General features: G+C 46.0%; 20 protein-coding genes and 1 other RNA gene. 9 read left to right on the top strand and 12 right to left on the bottom strand.

Annotated features, from left to right (window positions below; genetic code table 11):
- Positions 1 to 510, bottom strand: a complete 510-nt coding sequence (locus tag U9J37_RS01035; protein WP_043887477.1) for a GspH/FimT family pseudopilin — start codon at positions 508 to 510, stop codon at positions 1 to 3.
- A 103-nt stretch (positions 511 to 613) separates the two neighbouring features.
- Here U9J37_RS01035 and U9J37_RS01030 point away from each other — a divergent pair, with 103 nt between their 5' ends.
- On the top strand, positions 614 to 1,051 hold the full coding sequence (locus U9J37_RS01030) for a type IV pilin protein (RefSeq protein WP_038140045.1): 438 nt from the start codon (positions 614 to 616) through the stop codon (positions 1,049 to 1,051).
- Between the two features lie 133 nt (positions 1,052 to 1,184).
- On the opposite strand, the gene dnaJ is transcribed toward U9J37_RS01030, so the two are convergent.
- The 4 genes from dnaJ to grpE form a co-directional block, all read right to left on the bottom strand.
- Positions 1,185 to 2,327 (bottom strand): molecular chaperone DnaJ, encoded by a 1,143-nt coding sequence (gene dnaJ, locus U9J37_RS01025; RefSeq protein WP_005476407.1) that lies wholly within the window; start codon positions 2,325 to 2,327, stop codon positions 1,185 to 1,187.
- Between the two features lie 239 nt (positions 2,328 to 2,566).
- Positions 2,567 to 4,477: a molecular chaperone DnaK gene (gene dnaK, locus U9J37_RS01020; RefSeq protein ID WP_038215401.1), complete on the bottom strand. Its 1,911-nt coding sequence runs from the start codon at positions 4,475 to 4,477 to the stop codon at positions 2,567 to 2,569.
- A 241-nt stretch (positions 4,478 to 4,718) separates the two neighbouring features.
- Positions 4,719 to 5,993, bottom strand: coding sequence for a dicarboxylate/amino acid:cation symporter (locus tag U9J37_RS01015; RefSeq protein ID WP_038140036.1), 1,275 nt, complete (start codon positions 5,991 to 5,993; stop codon positions 4,719 to 4,721).
- 284 nt (positions 5,994 to 6,277) lie between these two features.
- The gene (gene grpE / locus U9J37_RS01010) at positions 6,278 to 6,874 is read right to left on the bottom strand and encodes a nucleotide exchange factor GrpE (protein WP_038140035.1); all 597 of its coding nucleotides are present in this window, start codon (positions 6,872 to 6,874) and stop codon (positions 6,278 to 6,280) included.
- A gap of 144 nt (positions 6,875 to 7,018) precedes the next feature.
- On the opposite strand from grpE, the gene nadK reads away from it, so the two are divergent.
- The 4 genes from nadK to bamE all read left to right on the top strand — a co-directional run bounded on the left by nadK (position 7,019) and on the right by bamE (position 11,684).
- Positions 7,019 to 7,903: an NAD(+) kinase gene (nadK, locus tag U9J37_RS01005; protein WP_005471457.1), complete on the top strand. Its 885-nt coding sequence runs from the start codon at positions 7,019 to 7,021 to the stop codon at positions 7,901 to 7,903.
- 228 nt (positions 7,904 to 8,131) lie between these two features.
- A complete protein-coding gene (locus U9J37_RS01000; RefSeq protein WP_005471440.1) occupies positions 8,132 to 9,319 on the top strand; it encodes a DUF3103 domain-containing protein in 1,188 nt (395 codons plus the stop codon).
- Between the two features lie 164 nt (positions 9,320 to 9,483).
- Complete coding sequence (gene recN / locus U9J37_RS00995) at positions 9,484 to 11,148, top strand: DNA repair protein RecN (protein WP_005471568.1); 1,665 nt, start codon at positions 9,484 to 9,486, stop codon at positions 11,146 to 11,148.
- A 176-nt stretch (positions 11,149 to 11,324) separates the two neighbouring features.
- Positions 11,325 to 11,684, top strand: coding sequence for an outer membrane protein assembly factor BamE (gene bamE, locus U9J37_RS00990; protein WP_005471536.1), 360 nt, complete (start codon positions 11,325 to 11,327; stop codon positions 11,682 to 11,684).
- Positions 11,685 to 11,741: 57 nt separating this feature from the next.
- Here the strand turns inward: bamE and U9J37_RS00985 are convergent, their stop codons facing one another.
- The gene (locus U9J37_RS00985; protein ID WP_005471572.1) at positions 11,742 to 12,095 is read right to left on the bottom strand and encodes an RnfH family protein; all 354 of its coding nucleotides are present in this window, start codon (positions 12,093 to 12,095) and stop codon (positions 11,742 to 11,744) included.
- Positions 12,085 to 12,528, bottom strand: coding sequence for an SRPBCC family protein (locus U9J37_RS00980; protein WP_005471451.1), 444 nt, complete (start codon positions 12,526 to 12,528; stop codon positions 12,085 to 12,087). The genes U9J37_RS00985 and U9J37_RS00980 overlap by 11 nt, the downstream gene beginning before the upstream one ends.
- 119 nt (positions 12,529 to 12,647) lie before the next feature.
- On the opposite strand from U9J37_RS00980, the gene smpB reads away from it, so the two are divergent.
- Positions 12,648 to 13,133 carry an SsrA-binding protein SmpB gene (smpB, locus tag U9J37_RS00975; protein WP_005471475.1) on the top strand — a complete coding sequence of 162 codons (486 nt, stop codon included), beginning with the start codon at positions 12,648 to 12,650 and terminating at the stop codon, positions 13,131 to 13,133.
- A 67-nt stretch (positions 13,134 to 13,200) separates the two neighbouring features.
- Positions 13,201 to 13,567: a transfer-messenger RNA gene (gene ssrA / locus U9J37_RS00970) on the top strand.
- A gap of 193 nt (positions 13,568 to 13,760) precedes the next feature.
- Here ssrA and U9J37_RS00965 read toward each other — a convergent pair.
- Both U9J37_RS00965 and U9J37_RS00960 read right to left on the bottom strand, forming a co-directional pair.
- Complete coding sequence (locus tag U9J37_RS00965; protein ID WP_416200451.1) at positions 13,761 to 14,555, bottom strand: M15 family metallopeptidase; 795 nt, start codon at positions 14,553 to 14,555, stop codon at positions 13,761 to 13,763.
- A 233-nt stretch (positions 14,556 to 14,788) separates the two neighbouring features.
- A complete protein-coding gene (locus U9J37_RS00960; RefSeq protein WP_157607823.1) occupies positions 14,789 to 17,119 on the bottom strand; it encodes a S8 family serine peptidase in 2,331 nt (776 codons plus the stop codon).
- Positions 17,120 to 17,455: 336 nt separating this feature from the next.
- Between U9J37_RS00960 and U9J37_RS00955 the strand changes: the two genes are divergently transcribed.
- Together U9J37_RS00955 and U9J37_RS00950 are read left to right on the top strand one after the other, a co-directional pair.
- Positions 17,456 to 17,887 (top strand): VOC family protein, encoded by a 432-nt coding sequence (locus U9J37_RS00955; protein WP_005471472.1) that lies wholly within the window; start codon positions 17,456 to 17,458, stop codon positions 17,885 to 17,887.
- Positions 17,888 to 18,012: 125 nt separating this feature from the next.
- A complete protein-coding gene (locus U9J37_RS00950; protein WP_005471550.1) occupies positions 18,013 to 19,164 on the top strand; it encodes an amidohydrolase in 1,152 nt (383 codons plus the stop codon).
- A gap of 48 nt (positions 19,165 to 19,212) precedes the next feature.
- On the opposite strand, the gene U9J37_RS00945 is transcribed toward U9J37_RS00950, so the two are convergent.
- Genes U9J37_RS00945 through U9J37_RS00935 form a run of 3 tightly spaced genes read right to left on the bottom strand, consistent with a single transcriptional unit; the run spans position 19,213 to position 21,537 of the window.
- Entirely contained in the window at positions 19,213 to 19,638 is a 426-nt protein-coding gene (locus U9J37_RS00945; protein WP_005471434.1) for a universal stress protein, read from the bottom strand.
- A 1-nt stretch (position 19,639) separates the two neighbouring features.
- Positions 19,640 to 20,962 carry a TRAP transporter large permease gene (locus tag U9J37_RS00940; RefSeq protein WP_005471561.1) on the bottom strand — a complete coding sequence of 441 codons (1,323 nt, stop codon included), beginning with the start codon at positions 20,960 to 20,962 and terminating at the stop codon, positions 19,640 to 19,642.
- Complete coding sequence (locus U9J37_RS00935; RefSeq protein ID WP_005471461.1) at positions 20,959 to 21,537, bottom strand: TRAP transporter small permease subunit; 579 nt, start codon at positions 21,535 to 21,537, stop codon at positions 20,959 to 20,961. Before U9J37_RS00935 ends, U9J37_RS00940 begins: the two co-directional genes overlap by 4 nt.
- Positions 21,538 to 21,619 lie beyond the last annotated feature (82 nt).

Raw genomic sequence — 21,619 nt, 5'->3', positions numbered from 1 at the left:
TCAACACTTCTCATAACTTAAGTAGGTATTGGCACTAGGAGAACAAACGCGAACAATGGCGCTGCGATGGTAAGTACGTAAGTCCAGTGCTGATGATGGGCTGCTCTTGGGGTGAAAAGTAAAACGTCCAGCTTTTGGTCGCCCATGAGTCTCATCGAAACTGATTTGATTAGAGGTGTATGTTGTTGAAAGCGTGACTCCCTCAAACGGGACACCAGACAACGCCGAATAGACGTCGCCTGCACCATTGACATCGCTATTGGTCAGTTCTAAGCGCCAATCTCCATTGCTGTCTGATGCTCCAGACATAATCAAGTGAACCCAAAGTCTTTCACGTCTCAACACGGCCTCTGATTTGGCCATCAGAACGAAACCATTTAACTCTTTGGCCAGCCTTCGCATTTTGACCGTACCCGTCATATCGCTGTAACTCGGCAGCGCCCAAACCATCAATGTGCCGAGCACCGCAATAGAGACCAAGAGTTCTAATAAGGTAAAGCCGCGAGACATTTCCCAAAATCCTATGCAAAAACAGTAAGTAACCGTATTCAGTCTTGCGCAAAGACTAACACCAAAGAAAAATAGCCAGACAGCTAATAAGGAACTACGCGGAATGATTCGAAGAAATGGATGTAAAGTAGGAAAGAAACGACTAAATGGAATGACATTGATCGAATTAATGATCGCAGTCTCTGTCGTAGCCATACTGGCAGCGATCGCCTACCCGAGTTATCAAAGTTACGTACTCAAGTCATATCGAGCGAAAGCCATTGCTGACCTTTCAAAAATTCAGCTCAAGTTGGAGTCGAGTTACAACAGTGGCTACAACTGGAGTGGGATTATCTCAGGAAGCAACTGTAGCGTGTGCGATACCCCTTCGAGCCGCTATGTTTTTTCCATCGCGAGTCAAGCTGGCAAGGCTTATGTCATTAAAGCCGAGGCACAATCAGGGAGCGGACAAACAAAAGACAAATGCTTAACGGATGAGAGTGTGGATTACATGACGCTTGATGCGACGAATGCGCAATATCCCGAGGATTGCTGGATTTAGGCTAGCCATTTATTGACGTTGTTTGACAGAGAGTGACTCTCAACCACCTTGAGCCACTTAACTTCTAACTCGGTTGGCTGAAAACTAAAAAGCCTGCGTTAGTCGCAGGCTTTAAAATACTCTTCTAACCCGTTTAGCTGGTTAAATCATCAAAGAACTTCTTCACACCGTTGAAGAATCCTTCAGATTTCGGCTTGTGTTTCGTCGCCGCTTCACCGCCGCAAGACTCTTCAAACTCTTTAAGTAGTTCTTTTTGACGCGAGCTTAGGTTAACCGGAGTTTCAACCACTAGTTTAACGATCAAGTCGCCAATACCACCGCCACGAACGCCTTTGACACCTTTACCACGCATACGGAACATACGACCCGTTTGCGTTTCTGTTGGTACTTTCAAGTTTACGCGGCCATCAAGAGTCGGAACTTCGACCTCACCGCCAAGCGCTGCCATAGCAAAGCTTACTGGTACTTCACAGTACAAGTTGTTACCGTCACGCTCGAAGATATGGTGCTCTTTCACGTGAACTTGTACATATAGGTCGCCCGCTGGCGCGCCCATTTCACCTGCTTCACCCTCACCAGATAGACGAATGCGATCACCAGTATCCACACCAGCTGGAATCTTAACGTTAAGTGTTTTGGTTTTCTGCTTGCGACCTTGGCCATGACAAGACTTACATGGATTCTTGATGATTTTGCCTTTACCGTGACAGGTAGGACAGGTTTGTTGAACCGCAAAGAACCCTTGACGCATTTGAACTTGGCCGTGACCGTGACAGGTACCACATGTCTCTACTGCTGAACCTTTCTCAGCACCGCTACCATCACATGAATCACATTCTACCAAGGTTGGGACTTCGATCTCTTTAGATACGCCACGCACGGCCTCTTCAAGAGTCAACTCCATGTTGTAACGCAGATCTGCACCACGCTGAGCACGTTGCTGACCGCCACCACGACGACCACCACCGAAGATATCACCGAACACATCACCAAAGATGTCTCCAAAATCAGCGCCGCCACCACCGAAGCCGCCGCCACCCATACCGCCTTGTTCAAAAGCAGCATGACCGTATTGATCATAAGCCGCTTTCTTTTGCGGATCGAGAAGAATTTCGTACGCTTCTTTTACTTCTTTAAACTTATCTGCTGCGCTATCATCACCCTGATTACGGTCTGGGTGGAATTTCATTGCTAGACGCTTGTACGCCTTTTTAATATCACGCTCTGACGCATCGCGGCTTACGCCTAATACTTCGTAAAAATCACGTTTTGACATGTTCTTCGTCACCAATGTAGTACTGCAAACGGAGGATTTATCATTACACCGCTTGGTGTTTGTATCATTCTAGATAAAGATTCGAGAGTTAATTTTCGAGAACCATTATCTAGACTGACAGGTTAGTTACAAACATACGGGCGTATGAGTTACCTCAAACGCCCGCATTAAGTCAGGACACTAATTTCAAAACAGATGACTTGAGTTCTAGAAGGAAATCAAGTCACTCTGTGAAGAAATTACTTCTTGTCTTCTTTAACTTCTTCAAACTCTGCATCTACAACATCGTCGTCTTGCTTAGGCTGTTCACCCGCTTCCGCGCCTTGTTGTGCTTGAGCTTGCTGCTGAGCGATTTCCATAAGCTTTTGAGCCGCAGTCATAAGTGCTTGAACTTTCGCGTCGATCGCTTCTTTGTCTTCGCCCTTACGTGCTTCTTCTAGCTCAGAGATAGCTGCTTCAATCTTCTCTTTCTCTTCTGCAGGTAGCGCTTCACCAGCTTCTTCTACTTGCTTACGAGTACCGTGAATCATTTGGTCAGCTTGGTTACGTGCAGTCGCTAGCTCTTCGAACTTCTTGTCCGCTTCTTTGTTCGCTTCTGCTTCTTGTACCATTTTCTCGATGTCTTCATCGCTTAGACCGCCAGAAGCTTGGATAGTGATCTTCTGTTCTTTACCAGTCTGCTTATCTTTCGCTGATACGTGTAGGATACCGTCCGCATCTAGGTCGAAAGTAACTTCGATTTGTGGCATGCCACGAGGTGCAGGCTGGATGCCTTCTAGGTTGAATTGACCTAGAGACTTGTTGTACATCGCTTGCTTACGCTCACCTTGTAGAACGTGGATGGTTACCGCGTTCTGGTTGTCTTCTGCTGTAGAGAAAACTTGGTTCGCTTTTGTTGGGATCGTTGTGTTCTTCTCAACTAGCTTAGTCATTACACCGCCCATCGTCTCGATACCTAGAGACAGAGGAGTAACGTCTAGTAGAAGTACGTCTTTAACATCACCAGCAAGTACACCACCTTGAACTGCAGCACCCATTGCTACTGCTTCGTCAGGGTTCACGTCACGGCGCGCTTCTTTACCAAAGAACTCAGCAACCTTCGCTTGAACCATTGGCATACGAGTCTGACCACCCACTAGGATTACGTCAGTGATATCGTTTACCGATAGGTCTGCGTCAGCTAGAGCAACTTTTAGTGGCTCAAGAGAACGTTGTACTAGGTCTTCAACTAGAGATTCTAGTTTCGCACGAGTAACCTTCACGTTCATGTGCTTAGGACCAGTCGCATCTGCAGTCACGTAAGGTAGGTTTACGTCAGTTTGAGAAGTAGAAGAAAGCTCGATTTTCGCTTTTTCTGCTGCTTCTTTAACACGCTGCATTGCTAGTGGATCGTTCTTAAGATCGATGCCTTGCTCTTTCTTGAACTCTTCAACTAGGTAGTTGATCATGCGGTTGTCGAAGTCTTCACCACCTAGGTGCGTGTCACCGTTAGTTGCTAGTACTTCGAACGTTTTCTCGCCTTCAACTTCATCGATTTCGATGATAGAGATATCGAATGTACCACCACCAAGGTCGTATACCGCGATAGTGCGGTCGCCGCCTGACTTGTCTAGACCGTAAGCTAGAGCAGCCGCAGTTGGTTCGTTGATGATACGTTTAACTTCTAGACCTGCAATACGACCAGCATCTTTAGTCGCTTGACGCTGAGCATCGTTAAAGTAAGCAGGAACTGTGATAACTGCACCCGTTACTTCCTCACCTAGGAAGTCTTCAGCAGTTTTCTTCATTTTCTTCAGTACTTCAGCAGAAACCTGAGGAGCTGCCATTTTTTGGCCTTTCGCTTCTACCCAAGCATCACCGTTGTCAGCCTTAACGATTTTGTAAGGCATGATTTCGATGTCACGTTGTACTTCTTCGTCTTCAAAGCGACGACCGATAAGACGCTTAATTGCAAATAGCGTGTTAGTTGGGTTTGTAACTGCTTGACGTTTCGCAGGTTGACCTACTAGCGTCTCACCATCTGTGTATGCAATTACCGATGCAGTTGTACGCTCACCCTCTGCGTTTTCAATAACGCGTGGTTTGTCGCCGTCTAGTACAGCAACACATGAGTTAGTAGTACCTAAGTCAATACCAATGATTTTACCCATCAGGCTATCTCCGAATAATTTTCTATTTTCGTTTTGCTATATCCCCTATGTGGGGATGTAGAATCGGGTTTCAACCCTTGCTCACAAACAAAAATAAGGTTGTTTGCTTCTTCTATGCCACATAGATAAGGGCGGCAAATGGCTTTTCAAGGGAAAGAGTAAAAAAAAGTGAAAAAAGATTTCCTCTGACAAAACAAAAGCGAGCCATGTGGCTCGCTTTTAGAATCAGGAAGTTTACAAATTAAGCATTTGCTTGAACTGGTTTCGCTTCCACTTCCTCTTCTTTGCCGATTTCACCTTCCGTTTTTGCAACGATAGTGTTTACTGCGGTATCGCCCACTACGTTCGATGAAGTACAGAACATATCGTTGATACGGTCTACAGCGGCGATGATTGCAAGACCTTCTGGTGGAAGACCTAGTTGGTGAAGAAGAACACCTACCATTACAACGCCACCGCCAGGAACACCACCAGCACCGATAGACAGTAGAAGGATAGTTAGACCTAGAGTGAATACGTCAGCAGTGTTGATTGGCTGACCAAAAGCGTTCGCCACGAAAATAGTTGCTAGTGCGATGTAGATAGATACACCAGACATGTTCATGGTTGCACCGAGTGGAACACCAAAACCTGCGACTGATTTAGAAACGTGTAGCTTCTCAGTCAAAGTGCGCATCGTTACAGGAATCGTTGCATTTGAGCTCGCCGTAGATAGAGAGAACAGAATCTGCTCACGTGTTGCTCGTAGGAACGTCTTCGGCGAAGTGCCTGTCGCGATGCCAACCGCCATCGGGTAGAAGAAGAAAATCCAAAATACTAGCATTGCTACAACAAGTGCTACGTAGCCTGCTACCGACATTAACGTGTTTGCGTCTAGTGTTGCACCTAGTTGAATCATCAGCGCAAATACACCGTATGGCGCTAGGCTCATGACAAGACCCACTAGCTTCATCATGATTTCATTCGCCATCTTGAACGTACGGATTGCTGGACCACCGCGTGAGTCAAGAGCTTGGATAGCAAGACCTGTCAGGATTGCCATAAAGATGATTTGTAACATGTCACCGTTAGCAAACGCCTGAACTGGGTTGCTAGGAACAATGTTAACGACAAGTGAGAAGATGTCCGGCGTTTCAGTTGTGGTGAGTTTAACGGTCTCTGAAATCGTGCCAGCTAGATTCGCGTCAGCGCCTGGCTGGAAAATCATACCTACCGTTAGAGCGGCTGTGATCGCGATAATGGTGTTGATAATGTAAAGAGCAAAAGTTTTACCACCAAGGCGACCAAATGCAGTGATGTCTTTCAGATCAACAATACCACATACAATAGAAACATAGACCAATGGGACAACAAGCAGTTTGATCAATGATACGAACATACCACCAGCGCCCTCTGCGGCACCAAGGAGGTAGGTATCAAAGATTGCAATTCCACTGAATAGGTACTGAATCGCAGTACCAATGAGCAGACCAGCAAACAAGCCTACAAATATCTTGCTTGAAAGCGATTTATCCATCTTTCATCTCCAGAATGTTGTGTTCTTAAATTATGATTTTATAGTTTATTCCGCCATTATTTCCGACGGAGTTCGCACATAATACACATCAAGGTTACAAAATAAAGACTTTGTTTAAGATAATGTTACAAGTTTCAAGCCGGAAATTAATTTTTGGTTAAATTTCATTCTGAGAATAATTCACTAAATCAATCAGTTATTAGAGGCAGGTAAGACTGGTCTTAGGGGATAAAAAAAGAGAGGCGAATGCCTCTCTTGTGTTTAAAACGTAGGGGATAGCTGAATTATTTCGCCACCATGACCATCGCTGGGCGAACCACACGACCATTCAGCTCGTAGCCTTTTTGCATTACAAACATCACGGTGTTTGACTCATGATCAGGGCTTTCTTGAATAGACATTGCCTGATGCAATTCAGGATTAAAGGCTTCACCTTCTGGGTTAATCTCTTTAAGACCGAACTTAGCCACCGTGTCAACAAACGTCTTGTGAGTCAGCTCTACACCTTCAAGCAGTGGCTTAACAACTTCTGCATCTGTATCAGCGGCTTGAATCGCACGTTCAAGGTTATCGATGACCGGCAATAGCTCTTCAGCAAATTTGTTTAGCGCGTATTTACGAGCTTTATCGATTTCCTGCTCAGTACGACGGCGCATGTTTTCTACTTCTGCTTTCGCACGTAGCACGCTGTCTTGCTGCTCTTGAACTTTTGCTTCGCTAGTCAGCAAAGCCGCTTCTAGTTGAGCAATCTTCGCGTCTTTCTCATCACCGATCTCTTCAAGCTCTGCTTCCGCTTCTTGCGCTGCTGCTTCTACTTTTTCCGCTTCTTCGATGATTTGATCTAGCTCTTCTTCTGTAACTTTGTTTTCTTCGTTGCTCATGTTATCTCCGAAATACATATCCATTGGTACCTAACGCTTCACGTTTATCGCGTTTAGATACACAAAAACTCGCATAAATAGCTAACTTGCCATTATTATGGGGATGAAGATTACCGAATCAAGCCTATTTAGTGCGGAAAACCTATGAAAAAACCTTTTCAAGTGATCGCCATCATCGGAAAACCCCGAAATCAGCAAGCCATTCAGACTCATCGCGAGCTCTATACCTGGCTTAAATCTGAAGGCTATCAAGTTTTTATCGACGATCGCTTAATTGAAATTCTTGACGACGTACCTAAAGAGGACTTTGCTAGCTTGATTCAACTGGGCAAAGCGGCGGATCTCGCGATCGTAGTTGGCGGTGATGGGAATATGCTTGGCGCGGCACGCGTTTTGTCTCGGTTTGATATTTCAGTGATTGGCGTCAACCGAGGGAATTTGGGGTTCCTGACCGACCTAAACCCTGAAGACTTCCAAACAGCCCTAAAAGCCGTCTTAGATGGCGAATTTATCCAAGAAGAACGTTTCTTACTTGAAGCGGAAGTACACCGTCACGGCCAAGTAAAAAGTCACAACGCCGCGTTGAACGAAGCGGTGCTTCACCCTGGTCAAGTGGCACATATGATTGAATTCGAAGTTTATATCGATGATAGCTTTGCGTTCTCTTTACGTGCGGATGGATTAATCGTATCCACCCCAACAGGATCGACAGCTTATTCCTTATCTGGCGGTGGCCCTATTCTCTCTCCAAGCCTCAATGCGATTTCACTTGTTCCTATGTTCCCACACACACTATCAAGCCGCCCTCTGGTGGTCGATGGTAACCGTCGAATCAAACTCGTGGTCTCGCCAGACAACCGAGGAACTCAAGAGGTCGGCTGTGATGGTCAAGTTTCTCTCCCCGTCTCGCCGGGGGATGAAGTGCACGTATACCAAAGCCCCAACGTACTCAAACTCATTCATCCTAAAAACTACAGTTATTACCACGTGTTAAGAAACAAGCTCGGTTGGTCAAGCCGGTTGTTTTAACCCAGTAAGGGCTAGTGGCAGTACTAGCCCTTTTCAAACAGACAAATTCTCTATATTCATAACCATTTCCTACATAAGAGCCTGCTAAATTACAAATTTTAAAACTTGATCCTGTGGGCAAATTCTACTTTTCATCTGTCGAGCGGATTGAATGAAAAGCACCCAGTGTTATTCTCGTGATGAATAGAACAATAACTCTATTTTCAATTCATCTATAAAGGACACACTATGAAAAAAACGATTATATTGTCCGCTCTCTCTACATTAGCGCTTGCTGGCTGCCAATCAGATGAGGCAAAGGTTACCGATACATCAAACGCTCGAGCGAATGACATAACTCAAACCAAGCGAGAGTTGGCGTTACAGCTTAGTAAAAACTATGTCGATATCGAGTCTACTTTACGAAAGGAAATTACCGCGCAGGACACGAGCATTGCGGTATCAGAATTTGTTGAGCAACAACCGCTTTCTAAGTTCAGTCAACGACTTGAAATCGCCGATGAACAAATTCGGAGCTGGAAAGGGATTACACAATACGCTGACCAAATACTGGAAGTTCGCCTAGCAAATGAACAAATGCTCGCAGCTTGGCAGCAAGGAAAAGTCGATCCTCTGTTTGCTTTCGAGCCAAGTGGTAACGATGAACAGTGGCAATACATCGAAGCGTATGATGTTTACGGCCAAATACACCAACTAGACGTTTATCAATTACCGGAAGTACCAGTACTTGTTGTTGACAGCAACAGCTCGGCAGAACTCAAAGCGGGCCTACAAGCAATGCGTTCCGAAATGCGTAAGCTTGGTCAAACCACTCAGGTGCAGCCATATGTACAAGATCGCAACGCACAAGAGGCGTTTTCAACTCGTGCATCCAATGTCACGACGTCACCTATCCATACCACCCAACTGAAGAAAATTCGCCTTGCTGATGATCAAGAACCTTGGATTTCCGGAAAAGCAGAAATTTATGCTTTGGTCACCGGAGTGAATCCAAGCCGAGATGAGCCCGCGCTTGATCTGGTTGAAATGCCGTACTTGGACTACGACAACCAAGATTACTACCCGAACCAAATCATTATCCATTGGTCCCGCTATCGTTGGGGAGCGGCTGACATCGTGCTAATGGAACAAGATGACGGCACTGACTATAAAAAGCTGGCGAAGCTGCTAGTTCAAGTCGCAGAAGAGGTATTGAAAGCCATCCCAGATCCTGAAGTGCAGGCTTACGCTATCATTCCTCAAATTACCAACAAAATCATCGACGCAATCCCAGATGGCGCTCTGACCAATGATGACGACTTTGTTGATGTCTATTACACCCTTATGCAAGACACATCCTACGTTGATCATCCAGGCGCGGGCGTCAATGCCGTCGTTACTCTTGAGCCTTTAACGATAAACCCAACCAGACCTTAACATCCACCCTTGCAACTAAACCGCAGCCTCGACTGCGGTTTTTTCATGCCTATCACAAAATTAGATTCTCAATAAAAAAATCCACACCACCCACTTTACTGTATAAAGAAACAGTATATACTGCACTTATATACAGTATTGTTCATTTAAACAGGTACAACTACATGCTGGCTCATCTAAGTGTTAATAATTTTGCGATTGTTAAGTCTCTACAGCTAGAGCTATCCAAAGGAATGACGACCATCACAGGCGAAACTGGCGCAGGTAAATCTATCGCGATTGATGCATTAGGTTTATGTTTAGGCGGACGCGCAGAAGCCAGCATGGTCCGACAAGGGGAAGAGAAAACCGAAGTCAGTGCCGCGTTTTCTCTTGAGAACAATATTCACGCAACTCGTTGGCTAGAGGATAACGATCTACTCGATGGTTCTGACTGCATTTTGCGTCGTATCATCAATAAAGAAGGTCGTTCTCGTGCGTTTATTAATGGCAGCCCCGTTCCCCTTTCTCAACTCAAGTCTCTGGGTCAATTATTGATTAATATTCACGGTCAACACGCGCACCATCAATTGATGAAGAGCGACTACCAGATGGCCATGCTTGACCAATATGCGGGGCATACTAATCTTTTAAAAAGCACCCGAAACGCGTACCAGACGTGGCGCCAGGCAGACAACAATTTAAAACAGCTAAAAGAAAACAGTGCAGCCAATTTGGCGCAGAAGCAACTGCTCGAATACCAAATCAAAGAACTTAACGAGCTGTCAATTGGTGAGGACGAATATGAAGAGCTTGAACAAGAGCACAAAAGACTGTCCAACAGCGGTGAACTTGCCTCTACCTGTCAGCAAGCCATCGAACTTATTTACGAAGGTGAAGAAGTTAATGCGCTTGGTATTCTCCAATCAGCCAATCACTCCCTGATTCAGCTCGCAGAGCTCGATGACAAGTTAGCTGAACTGCCAAATATGGTTGCGGAAGCGATCATCCAATTAGAAGAAGCAAACAGCGAACTGCGCAACTACCTCGATAATATTGACGTTGACCCTGGTCGAATGGCGTACGTCGAAGAGCGCTTTTCTAAAGTCATGTCGATTGCGCGTAAACACCACGTGATGCCAGAAGAGTTGTTCCAGCACCATCAAGATCTGCTTGCACAAATTGAAGCCCTTGACTGCTCAGATGAGAAGCTCGACGCCCTCGAACAAGAAGTAGAAGCTAAATACCAAGCCTTCTTAGTCGCCGCTGAAAAGTTACACAAATCCCGCGGTCGTTACGCAAAAGAGCTAAATAAACTCATTACAGCGAGCATGCATGAGTTGAGCATGGAAAAAGCCCAGTTCAGTATCGAAGTAAACAACGAAGGTACGCACCCTTCGCCATTAGGCATGGATAGTGTTTGCTTTGTGGTTTCAACCAACCCAGGGCAACCAATGCAGCCAATCGCAAAAGTGGCATCTGGTGGTGAGCTTTCTCGTATTTCGTTGGCTATCCAGGTCATTACCGCTCAGAAAGTTGATACCCCAAGTCTCATCTTTGATGAAGTCGATGTCGGCATTAGCGGACCAACTGCCGCAGTTGTTGGAAGAATGCTCAGAAAACTGGGGGAATCAACACAGGTTCTTTGTGTCACTCACTTGCCTCAAGTCGCAGGGTGTGGTCATCAACAACTGTTTGTGGCCAAACAAACCAAAGCTGGCAAAACAGAAACCCAAATGAACTCGCTCAATGATGACCAAAGAATCTCTGAGCTTGCTCGCCTGCTTGGTGGCAGCCAGATTACTGAATCCACCCTAGCCAATGCTCGCGAGTTATTGATCGCAGCCTAGATCCGCTTAGAAAGTCGAGTCAAAGTTCCCTAAAGCCACTTTTTTGGCTCGACTTTGCAACAAAACTCAAAAATCGCAGTCTGAAACAATTCAAAACCGCATGAGTTTTTTACATTAAGGCTCAGCTTGTTTATTATCGGCAAAGTTTAACCAATATCAGTAGCAAGAATTTAAGTATGCAATTCACAAAGTGGCTTATCGCTGTACCGCTCGCTGTGTCTACCCTGACAGGCTGCTCTTTATTAGAAAAATTGGTTTATCGTATTGATATCAACCAAGGTAACTACATTGAACAAGGCTCAGTAGAAAAACTGAAATTTGGCATGACAAAAGAGCAAGTTCGTTTTGTTATGGGCTCACCAATGCTAGTGGAAAATGGCTACCCTGATACTTGGTACTACATTTACCACCACACTGACGGCCACAATGACTCAATTCAAAAAGACTTAATTGTCAATTTCAATGGTCAAGGTCAGCTCGTTGAGATTCAGGGAGACTTCCCTGCAAGTAAAGATTTTTTCGAGAGTATTAACTGATCGAAGAGTAAGAATGATTTTAAAAGGTTGGCTGATGCCAACCTTTTTTATTTGCCCCTAACCCTCTTTGCGAAGTGGGTTCTTTTTTCCGCCAGTCACAGGGTCAGCAGCACCAGAGGCTTTCGCTTGTTCCGCTCGTTTACGGCGAATCTCCTTAGGGTCAGCGAGTAATGGGCGGTAAATCTCAATACGGTCCTTATCACGTACCGTTGAATCTAACTTCACATTGCGACTAAACACGCCGACTTTATTCTTACTCAAATCCACTTCTGGGTATTGCTCCAATACACCAGATTGTTTGATGATTTCTTCAACCGTCATCGCTTTGTTGACCACCAAGGTGTAAACACGCTGCTCTTGCGGTAAAGCGTACACCACCTCAACGTGGATCATATCAGACTCAATACTCATAAGCTGGGTATACCTGTTTTGCGCGCTGTGTAAAAGCGTTAACCATATTATTGGTTAACTCATTGAATACTTTACCAAAGGCCATTTCGATCATCTTACTAGAAAACTCGAATTCTAGTTTCAGTTCTACTTTGCACGCCTGCTCATCAAGAGGAGTAAAGAACCACCCTCCTTTGAGCGTCTTAAATGGTCCATCCACCAAATTCATCATGATCGCTTCGCCAGAAACTAGCGAGTTGGATGTGGTAAATGTTTTGCTAATCCCTGCCTTAGAAACATCAACTGAAGCCACCATTGCCTCTGAGCTCGATTCAATCACACGCGAACCCGAGCACCCTGGTAAAAACTCCGGATAACTGGCAACATCGTTCACTAGATTGAACATCTGTTCTGCACTAAACGAAACCAAAGCAGAACGGCTGACTTGCTTCATATTGACTCCTCGTATCAATTGCTTGAACTTCAAGCTTGTAAGTAATTTTACTTTTATTTGCACTCAGCGCAAATAAAGGGATTTCCTAACTTAAATCCTAACCGTATAATGCAGCCATTATGGCAAAGAAAAAATCTAAACAAAAAGCGGGTAGCAATACCATCGCGGTCAATAAGAAAGCTCGCCACGAATACTTCATTGATGATGAAATTGAAGCTGGCTTAGAGCTACAAGGCTGGGAAGTTAAGGCACTGCGTCAAGGCAAAGCAAACATCGCCGAAAGTTACGTATTTATGCGTGACGGAGAAGCTTTTGTCAGCGGTATGACCATCACTCCTCTTAATCAAGCATCAACTCACGTGGTGGCAAACCCAACGCGTGTACGTAAGCTCTTAATGAGCCGTCGTGAACTCGACAACCTACTCGGTCGCATCAACCGTGAAGGTATGACACTAGCAGCGCTTTCGCTCTACTGGTCTCGCTCATGGGTGAAGATGAAAATTGGTGTAGCAAAAGGTAAAAAGCTGCACGACAAACGTACTGATCTAAAAGAAAAAGATTGGGCTCGTGAAAAAGCGCGCGTGATGAAGAGCTCACTGCGCTAATATTGAGCACTTAAACGCACAAGGCTAGACAGGTTAGACTTTTCTGGTACTATGCGAAGAACACTTTGGGGCTGATTTAGGATTCGACAGGAATTTTGCAGTCTGAGGTGCATGCCGTGGGGCGGTTGGCCACGTAAAAAGCCGCAAAAAAATAGTCGCAAACGACGAAAACTACGCACTAGCAGCTTAATAACCTGCTCAGAGCTCTCTCGCCCTAGCTTCCGCACGTAAGACGGGGACCAACGAGAGATCAAACCCAAACGCGCTAGCCCGGATTCTCCCGCCTGAGAGATGAACGGCGAATTTTAATTCAGGATAGCCTTTGGCTGGCGTGTCGGTTCGCAGGTCACTGGTGAAATTAAAGATCGACTAAGCATGTAGTACCAATGATGAATGGTTTTTGGACGCGGGTTCAACTCCCGCCAGCTCCACCAAACGTTTGGGAAAGGCGCTAACTCTTTGAGTTAGCGCCTTTTTTGTATTTAACAACTTAACCTTATAGCGGTTGGTACTAAAAATAGGTACTAAACCTGCGTCTTCTCAAGCCGATGAAACTAAATCCAAGGCATCAATTATTCCAACACAAAAATGCCGAATGATTTGTTCCTTGATGTATGTGATTCTCTACTAGAATGCTTTCACCGTTTTGTAAGCACACATCGCTCTCGCTTTCTCTACCCCTTGCGCTTTGTTTTGCAGGTAGCACATTCGGTACGACTCGACATAACGGTTAAACAGTTTCGTCGCTTCAGGCTTAGGTTTGGAAACTAATTGGTTTACGAACTGCCTAGAGCCAACTTCAAAGTGCTGAGTATCGATGGGTGTGTTCCAATCCCCGCCCCAAATTAGAAAACCATGATGAGCAAAGAGATCCACCACCGCTTCCGCCATACCTGAGCGTTCTATTTCATCTCTTGCTCTAAACTGAGTTCGGTTGATGTACTTGGCCGCTGACTGAATCGGCTTAACCTTAATAGTGCCGTTATCACTAAACTCTAAGAATGGGTTTTGCACTGGGTTGATATCAATCGCGACACCATAGGCATGTTTTGACCAGCTAGAACCACCAGTTATTGGCCTCGCGTTGAAAGCACTGCTGTTATTAGCGTTCATTGAGGCATTATCATCGCCTTTGAACTCTCGCATTAAGCGAGCAGAGTGTAGAGGGAAATTTCGCTGCTTGAGATCAGAAAATATTTTCTCAACTGAAGGCGCAACGACATCAAGAACAATCACACTCCCCTGCTTTGACTGCCCTTGAAAATCGATAAACTCAAAGTCTACTTTAGATAATCGATCGCAGCTCACCGGCGCTCCCTGAGCTAACACGCTGGTCTTGAGCATCATGTCACATTGCCATTGTGAGATAGGAGCGACTTTAGCAAGGCTTGAAGCACTAAATATCGAAGCTGCGAGCACCATAGAAGCTCGCTTGAGGTTAAACATGGCATTCCCAAAAAAGATAGACTTATATCGAGGTAGTGTGCCTTGAATATCGATTTTTGCAACGCTCTCAATCCAAGTCGCGGACTACCCATCGTTATTTAATACGACGATGACATGCACACTAAATTGAGGTATTCATCGAATGAGTATTTCGCTGAATACAAAAAAAGAGCCCGCTTACATAGCAGGCTCTTTGGTTGAAATAGAAGCTATTTTTTACGCACTTCAGAAGTATTACTGTACCCTGAGACTTCACCAGATTTATACGCTTGAACACGATATGCATAGTTGCCGTTTGGCAATGAGCCAAATTCACTGTCCGTAAAGCTGGTTTCATTCGCACCGGCTTGACCTATTGGTGCAAAATCAATTTGACCTTTGCGTTTCAAGCCTCGCTCAATATAGAAACCTAACTCGTCGCCAGAATTATCTGACCAACTCAGGTTAACATTGCCACCGCTTGAAGACGCAACAAGATTGGTCGGCGCAGCTAAGCCACCAGGCTCAGGCTCTGGATCAGTATTGGAATCCACCGTTACTTTAATGGTATCCGAGGTTGCTTCATCGTTTGTGTTTCTCGCAGTGATACGATAGCTGAACTCCCCTGTATTTGGCACGGTATCAACATAACTGGTTGAATCCATGGGTAGCATGGCAACTTGTTCAAACCGGACTCGGCCACGATATTTAGCCCCGCGCTCGACCACATATTCATCTTCATTAGCGTTATTGTCTTGCCAGGAAAGTGTCACTGATAAGCCATCAACACTCGCGGTCAATCCTGTTGGAGCATTTACCACAAATGGATCGACTATCGTCACCATCACATCGGTACTATTTGCTGAGCCCGCATTATCTGTAACCGTTAAAGTCACGGTGTAAGTCCCTGCGGACGCGTAGGCATATTCGGGGTCCATGGATGAGCTGGTAGCACCATTGCCAAACTCCCATTGGTAGCTAACAATGTTGCCGTCAGGGTCGGTTGAGTTAGATCCAATGAAGAAAATACTCTCACCGATGTCATAGCTACTTGAAGCATTACTGATCTCAAGCACCGGCGTTGGCAGCATGTTCGTGACTTGAATATTAGTTAACGCAGAGTCACTAAGCCCATCATCATCAGTTACCGTTAAGCTCACTTGGAAGCTGCCTGCTTGATCATAGGTGTGCGTAGCCATCATACTCGCGGATGTGTTGCCATCACCAAAGTCCCATAGATACGACACAATAGTACCGTCTCCATCTGTTGAACCCGAGCCATCAAAATCTACCGAACTGCCAAATGGCACAGAGTTACTGCTCACCACAATATCAGCCACAGGTGCCTCTAAGTTATTGAGGTTCATTGCGTACATCACAGCAGCGTATGCATCAACAAGACCATGACCAAACACATTATCATCACCCGCTGAGCCAATATCGACCGCGGTAGAGAAAAGCCCTGTTTCAATTTCCGCTGGAGTAATCGCAGGGTTAGCGGCAACCATCAACGCAGCAATACCAGCCGTCAGCGGAGAAGAAAATGAGGTACCACTATAGTAGACGTACTGGTTATCTGGGTAGGTCGTTGCGATATCGACGCCAGGTGCAGTAATGTCAACGTAATTACCCCAGCTTGAAAAACTGGCTCTGCTGTCATCTCTGTCTGTTGCGCCAACGCCAATAAAACTGGTGAAATCAGGATAAACGTGCTCTTGGCCGCTATTACCAGCCGACATAAACAGTAAGCCATTTTTCGAACGCAGATACTGGGCTGCGGCATCTATGGTGTCATATTGAATACCGCCATAGCTCAGGTTAACCACGCGCGCGCCATTATCAGCGGCATACTCAATGCAAGTCGCCATAGTAGAAATATAAGCCGAACTGTTCTGATCGCTAATCGCTATACGAACGGGAATAATATCTACCTCCCAGTTCGCACCTGCAACGCCAATACCATTATTACCAACCGCACCTAGCGTACCCGCGCTCCCTGTACCATGGCCATTGGCATCAAAAATATTGGTCGAGCCATCATGGGCGTTAAAGGCAAGATCGGTACGTAGATTAGGACCTAAATCAGGGTGATTCACATCAAAGCCAGTATCACATACACCGACTAAAACGGTGTGGCTCCCAGTAGTAATATCCCACGCTTGCTGACTGTTAACGTTGTTGTGGTGCCACTGATTAGCAAAGAAAGTGTCATTTGGCTGTAGCGTAGGTTCGACCACATAATCCGGTTCAGCAAACTCAACATAACCACTCTTATCAATGATGTTGGCAATCGCTGTTTCTCGACCATGATGCCCAAAAGTCGCAATCACTATCTGGCTGCCTTCCAGTGTACGTTCTGAAACCAGCCCCTGACTTTTCAATAAGGCGTTAAGCCCTTTGAGATCACTGGGGGATGCGTTTGCGTCGATTTTGTATATTACCGTGCCCGGTCGAAGTTCTACTGACTCATCCTTTTGTGCTAGGACGTTTATCGAAATAGGAAGAAGCAGAAGGCACAACCACTGCTTCCAATTGAACATCCCATAGTCCACTTCAAGCATATCCCACTCCCCTCTAAGCATTTAGTACTATAGATAGTTTGGTCAATAGCCAGCGATATGTACAACGGCAATCGCAATAAAATGAAGGCCTTTTACTGTACATTTTCGCCTCTCTGAAGCCCCGTTCAAACAAACCTTAAAGAAGTCATCAACCTAGAGAGAAACTTCATTTATGCGGCGTTTTGGCTTCGCCATCTATTTACGAAAATAGTTTGAGAGAAACTTTAGGGTAAGTGACTATTTGGAGTAGCATTTCGATGCATAATGTCAAAGTCTGATCCTAGATAATCACGTCGCGCGTATATACTGATTTGTACTACGACTCGGAGTATTTTAATGACTGCTCATTCACCCATTTCGGTTCTTGCACTCGATCATGTCGTGCTACGCACCACTCAACTTGACGCCATGCTCCACTTCTATCAAAAAATTTTGGGGTGTCAGCTTGAGCGAGAACTGCCTGATCTAGGCTTAACGCAGCTGCGGGCAGGCAGTGCCTTGATTGATATTGTGACAGTAGAAAGTGAACTCGGAAAACTTGGCGGTGAGCCACCACGCCAAAACGGACGCAACATGGATCACTTTTGCCTTCAGGTCGCACCTTTTGACGAGCAACAATTGCGAGAATATCTCAATCGCCACAACATTGCCGTGGAAGACTTTGCAGAGCGCTACGGGGCTCAAGGGTTTGGTCGTTCAGTCTACCTCACCGATCCTGAGGGCAACATCGTTGAGATAAAGCCGTCCAAGCCCATAGATGAATGCTAGCAGAAGGCTAAGTCCCACTCTTCCAACTGGGCAGCTTCAATAATCAGAGCCTCATCAATGTCTGAGGTTTTGGCTCGGCGTATAGTCAAAACCTTATTGCTCTGATCCAGAACTAGGAACCGCCCATGCTAACCCATGCTCAACTGACTGACTTACGAAAGGAGCTTCATCAACACCCTGAGTTATCGTGTTGTGAGGCAAATACAGCTGCGCGCGTTGAATCACTATTCGAGCAATTTTCGCCGGATGAAACCTATCGAAACTTGGGCGGTCATGGTTTAGCCTTTGTGTTTAATGGTGCGCAGGCGGGCCCTACTACATTGATTCGTAGTGAACTCGATGCGTTGCCCATTCAAGAAATCAATCAGTTTGATCACCGCTCAGTCGTGGATGGGGTTTCCCATAAATGCGGCCACGATGGTCATATGGCGATTGTTTCCTCGCTAGGAGCAGCGTTAAGTGATCAAAGACCAAAAAAAGGGCGTGTTGTGCTTTGCTTTCAACCCGCAGAAGAAACCGGAACGGGTGCCATTGATGTAGTAAAAGATGCGCAATTTGCCAAGATTCAGCCAGACTACGCCTTTGCATTGCACAATTATCCGGGGCTAGAGCTCGGCAAGGTAGCAGTAAGAAGCGGCACCTTCAATTGCGCCTCTCGCGGGCTGATCATCAAATTGAGTGGAAAAACCTCACACGCGGCCCATCCAGAAGATGGCATTAGCCCAGCGATTGCCATGTGCCAAATTATTCAACAGCTCAACCAACTGCCAACACTACTTACACAGCAAGGGCTCAAGGGTAAAAGTTGGGTGACGGTTATCCACGCCAAACTTGGGGAAGTGGCGTTCGGCACCTCCCCAGGTGAAGCGGTGGTTATGGCAACGTTACGCAGTGAAACAAACTTGTGCATGCAAACCTTGGTTGAGCAAGCAGAAACTTGGGCTCGCTTGTATGCTAAGGAGTCTGGGCTTGAGGTGAGCTTTTCTTACGATGATGTCTTCCAAGCGAGTGTGAATAGCGATGAAGGATGCGAAAGAGTCTTGGCTGCATGTCGCCACACCAATACCGACTATGTATTGATGGACGAGCCAATGCGCTGGTCAGAAGATTTCGGCCAGTTTACCGCGGTCGCGAAACAAGGTGCCATGTTTGCCCTAGGCGCAGGAGAAACTAGCCCACAGCTTCACAACCCAGACTACGACTTCGATGACCAACTGATTCCGATTGGCAAAGCGCTGTTTTTAGATCTAATTAAGCAAATCAATGGATTAGACTGAATCTCCAAATAGAGCCCAAGTTTCGGCTCAGGCTCTATTGTTCAGCTTTTAACGAACGACAAACACAGAACATGGCGCATGACGCACCACTTTGGCGGCATTCGAACCCAACAAATAGGAACGTAACCTAGGTTTGGCAGACGCCATCACGATGGCATCCGCGTTTGAACGCTTGGCTTGAGCCACGACTTCATCAAACACAACGCCATTTCTGACGATACTTTTGCCCCGATGTGGCCGAGGAACAAGCTGTTCAAGCATGGTTTGCACGCGGTCAAAGGCACTAAGGTGGTGTTCAGAAAACGCGTTTCCTGTCGCCGTCGGAACCATACTGTGGTGCACTCTGGCATCATCCACATACAGCATGTCGATCACCCCATCTTCAGCAATCAATTTGAGTGCCATTTCAACCTCTAGCTTAACGACATCTGGGTAAGCCAAATCTACAGGCATTAAGATTCGTTGCAGGCTCATATCAATTTACTCCCATCACTTTATTAGGCAGCCACATCACCACCTCAGGGAACAGCATACAAAGCACCAATACACAGAGCTTAAGCAAGATAAATGGCAATATCGAACGGTAGATATCCATCATACTCACCCCCGGCGGCGCAATACCTTTGAGATAGAAAAGGGCAAACCCATATGGCGGTGTTTGGACCGCGATTTCGATGTTCAAAATCATCAAAATGCCAAACCATATCGGGTCATAGCCCAGTGATACCACAATCGGTGTGAAGAGTGGTGCACACATTAAAACAATGATCAGCTCATCAATGATGAAGCCCAGAAGCAGCATGATAACCTGCAGTAATATAATGACGCCAAGCGGAGGCAAGCCGAGATCTTGGGTAATTTGCGCCACCATGTTTTGCACGCCACTGAGCATGTGGAAATTACTAAACAAAGATGCGCCGAGAATGATCCACATCGACACGCTGACCAACATGGCCGTTTCAAACCCAGAAGACTTAAACATCTCAAAACGGAAGCGTTTAAAGATCACCGCAAGCAAAATGGCGCCAACCACACCAATTGCTCCTGACTCTGTGGGCGTCGCAATCCCTGTAATAATGCTGCCAAGTACAGCAACAATCAGCAGTAGTGAGAACAAACCATCACGAGCCGTTCGCACCTTCTCTTTGCCTGTCATGCTGCTTTCCACACCTGTGCCTAACGGCGCTTTTTTTGGGTTGAGCTTGCAACTAATAATGACATAAGCAATTAGCAAGCTGATCGAGATAAGCGCGGGGATGATGGCGGCAAGAAACATACGCCCAACCGAGTTTTGCGTCGTCGCGGCATACATTATCATTGGAATGCTCGGCGGGATCAGAATCCCCAAACCACCGCCCGCCATAATTACGCCCAGAGCCAGTCGCTTGTCATACCCTCTTTCAAGCATTGGCTTGAGCGCGATACTGCCTGAAGTCATGATGCCCGCACCGATGATGCCAACCATCGCCCCAATCATTGAGCAAACGCCGATCACGCTGATCGCCAGCGATCCTCGCAAACGGCCTATCACCATTTGGCTCGCGTTGAACATCGCATCCCCAATCCCAGAGCGAGTCAGCAATTGCCCCATGTAGATGTAAAGCGGAATAGCGAGCAAGATAAAACTGAAAAAGTTACTTTCTATCGTAGTAGGCACAAGGTTAAAAATTCCCTCTCCCCACGTCATGTACCCCATGCCCATAGCAATGCCGCCCAGAGCAAGGCCAACCGGCGCACCGAGTGCGAAACTAAATAAAATACAGCCGATTAACAGCAGGGTTAATACTTCAATACTCATACATCCCCCGCCTGTTCAAGTAAGCTTTCGCTTGGTTGTTGCTCTTCAACCTGCTGTTCAATCAGCGATTTTCCCGTCACCACGTAGTAAAGGTCTTGGATCATGTCACTGGTAAATTGAACAATAAATGCGCCGCATGCCACCATCATCATCACCCAGAAATGAGCCATAGACGGAGCCCACTCGGATTGGCGTCGATAGTTAAACTCAATAGCTTCTTCAAACTTGCCCAGTGCCATCATCAGCACAACCGACAAGAAGAAGATCGCCAGTGAATAAGAAACGAGATTAAACAGCGAGCGAACGCGCATAGAAACGGAAAGGTAGAACACATCCACATTGATGTGCGCTTTATTCTGCTGGGCTAACGCGCCACCCAAGGCAGCAATATAGCCAAACAGAAACAATGACACGTCATATGCCCAAATAGTGGGTTTACCAAGCACGTAACGAGAGAACACTTCAAAGGCAACGGTGAGTGCTAATATCGGCATCAATACCGATGCGGACACACCAATCCAATAAACCAAGCGATTAATACCAAGGCAATACGCTGCCAAAACCTTACTTAACATAGACGCTATCCCTGCCAGCAAATGAGAAAAGGGGGCAAGCCCCCTAGATTGACCACTTCGCCTGTAATTCGATATCTACCCC

Source organism: Vibrio sp. 16, from assembly GCF_963681195.1.
Lineage (GTDB): Bacteria > Pseudomonadota > Gammaproteobacteria > Enterobacterales > Vibrionaceae > Vibrio > Vibrio sinaloensis_D.
The sequence above is the reverse complement of the archived record's forward strand: the minus strand, read 5'-3'. Positions and strand labels throughout refer to the sequence as shown.

Excerpts from the sequence above, each read along its gene's own strand:
- recN (WP_005471568.1), top strand. The coding sequence starts at position 9,484 with ATGCTGGCTCATCTAAGTGTTAATAATTTTGCGATTGTTAAGTCTCTA.
- grpE (WP_038140035.1), bottom strand. The coding sequence starts at position 6,874 with ATGAGCAACGAAGAAAACAAAGTTACAGAAGAAGAGCTAGATCAAATC.
- bamE (WP_005471536.1), top strand. The coding sequence starts at position 11,325 with ATGCAATTCACAAAGTGGCTTATCGCTGTACCGCTCGCTGTGTCTACC.
- U9J37_RS00950 (WP_005471550.1), top strand. The coding sequence starts at position 18,013 with ATGCTAACCCATGCTCAACTGACTGACTTACGAAAGGAGCTTCATCAA.
- dnaJ (WP_005476407.1), bottom strand. The coding sequence starts at position 2,327 with ATGTCAAAACGTGATTTTTACGAAGTATTAGGCGTAAGCCGCGATGCG.
- nadK (WP_005471457.1), top strand. The coding sequence starts at position 7,019 with ATGAAAAAACCTTTTCAAGTGATCGCCATCATCGGAAAACCCCGAAAT.
- U9J37_RS01015 (WP_038140036.1), bottom strand. The coding sequence starts at position 5,993 with ATGGATAAATCGCTTTCAAGCAAGATATTTGTAGGCTTGTTTGCTGGT.
- dnaK (WP_038215401.1), bottom strand. The coding sequence starts at position 4,477 with ATGGGTAAAATCATTGGTATTGACTTAGGTACTACTAACTCATGTGTT.
- U9J37_RS01035 (WP_043887477.1), bottom strand. The coding sequence starts at position 510 with ATGTCTCGCGGCTTTACCTTATTAGAACTCTTGGTCTCTATTGCGGTG.
- U9J37_RS00940 (WP_005471561.1), bottom strand. The coding sequence starts at position 20,962 with ATGAGTATTGAAGTATTAACCCTGCTGTTAATCGGCTGTATTTTATTT.
- U9J37_RS00985 (WP_005471572.1), bottom strand. The coding sequence starts at position 12,095 with ATGAGTATTGAGTCTGATATGATCCACGTTGAGGTGGTGTACGCTTTA.
- U9J37_RS00935 (WP_005471461.1), bottom strand. The coding sequence starts at position 21,537 with ATGTTAAGTAAGGTTTTGGCAGCGTATTGCCTTGGTATTAATCGCTTG.
- U9J37_RS01000 (WP_005471440.1), top strand. The coding sequence starts at position 8,132 with ATGAAAAAAACGATTATATTGTCCGCTCTCTCTACATTAGCGCTTGCT.
- U9J37_RS00965 (WP_416200451.1), bottom strand. The coding sequence starts at position 14,555 with ATGGTGCTCGCAGCTTCGATATTTAGTGCTTCAAGCCTTGCTAAAGTC.
- U9J37_RS00980 (WP_005471451.1), bottom strand. The coding sequence starts at position 12,528 with ATGAAGCAAGTCAGCCGTTCTGCTTTGGTTTCGTTTAGTGCAGAACAG.
- U9J37_RS00945 (WP_005471434.1), bottom strand. The coding sequence starts at position 19,638 with ATGAGCCTGCAACGAATCTTAATGCCTGTAGATTTGGCTTACCCAGAT.
- smpB (WP_005471475.1), top strand. The coding sequence starts at position 12,648 with ATGGCAAAGAAAAAATCTAAACAAAAAGCGGGTAGCAATACCATCGCG.
- U9J37_RS00955 (WP_005471472.1), top strand. The coding sequence starts at position 17,456 with ATGACTGCTCATTCACCCATTTCGGTTCTTGCACTCGATCATGTCGTG.
- U9J37_RS00960 (WP_157607823.1), bottom strand. The coding sequence starts at position 17,119 with ATGCTTGAAGTGGACTATGGGATGTTCAATTGGAAGCAGTGGTTGTGC.
- U9J37_RS01030 (WP_038140045.1), top strand. The coding sequence starts at position 614 with ATGATTCGAAGAAATGGATGTAAAGTAGGAAAGAAACGACTAAATGGA.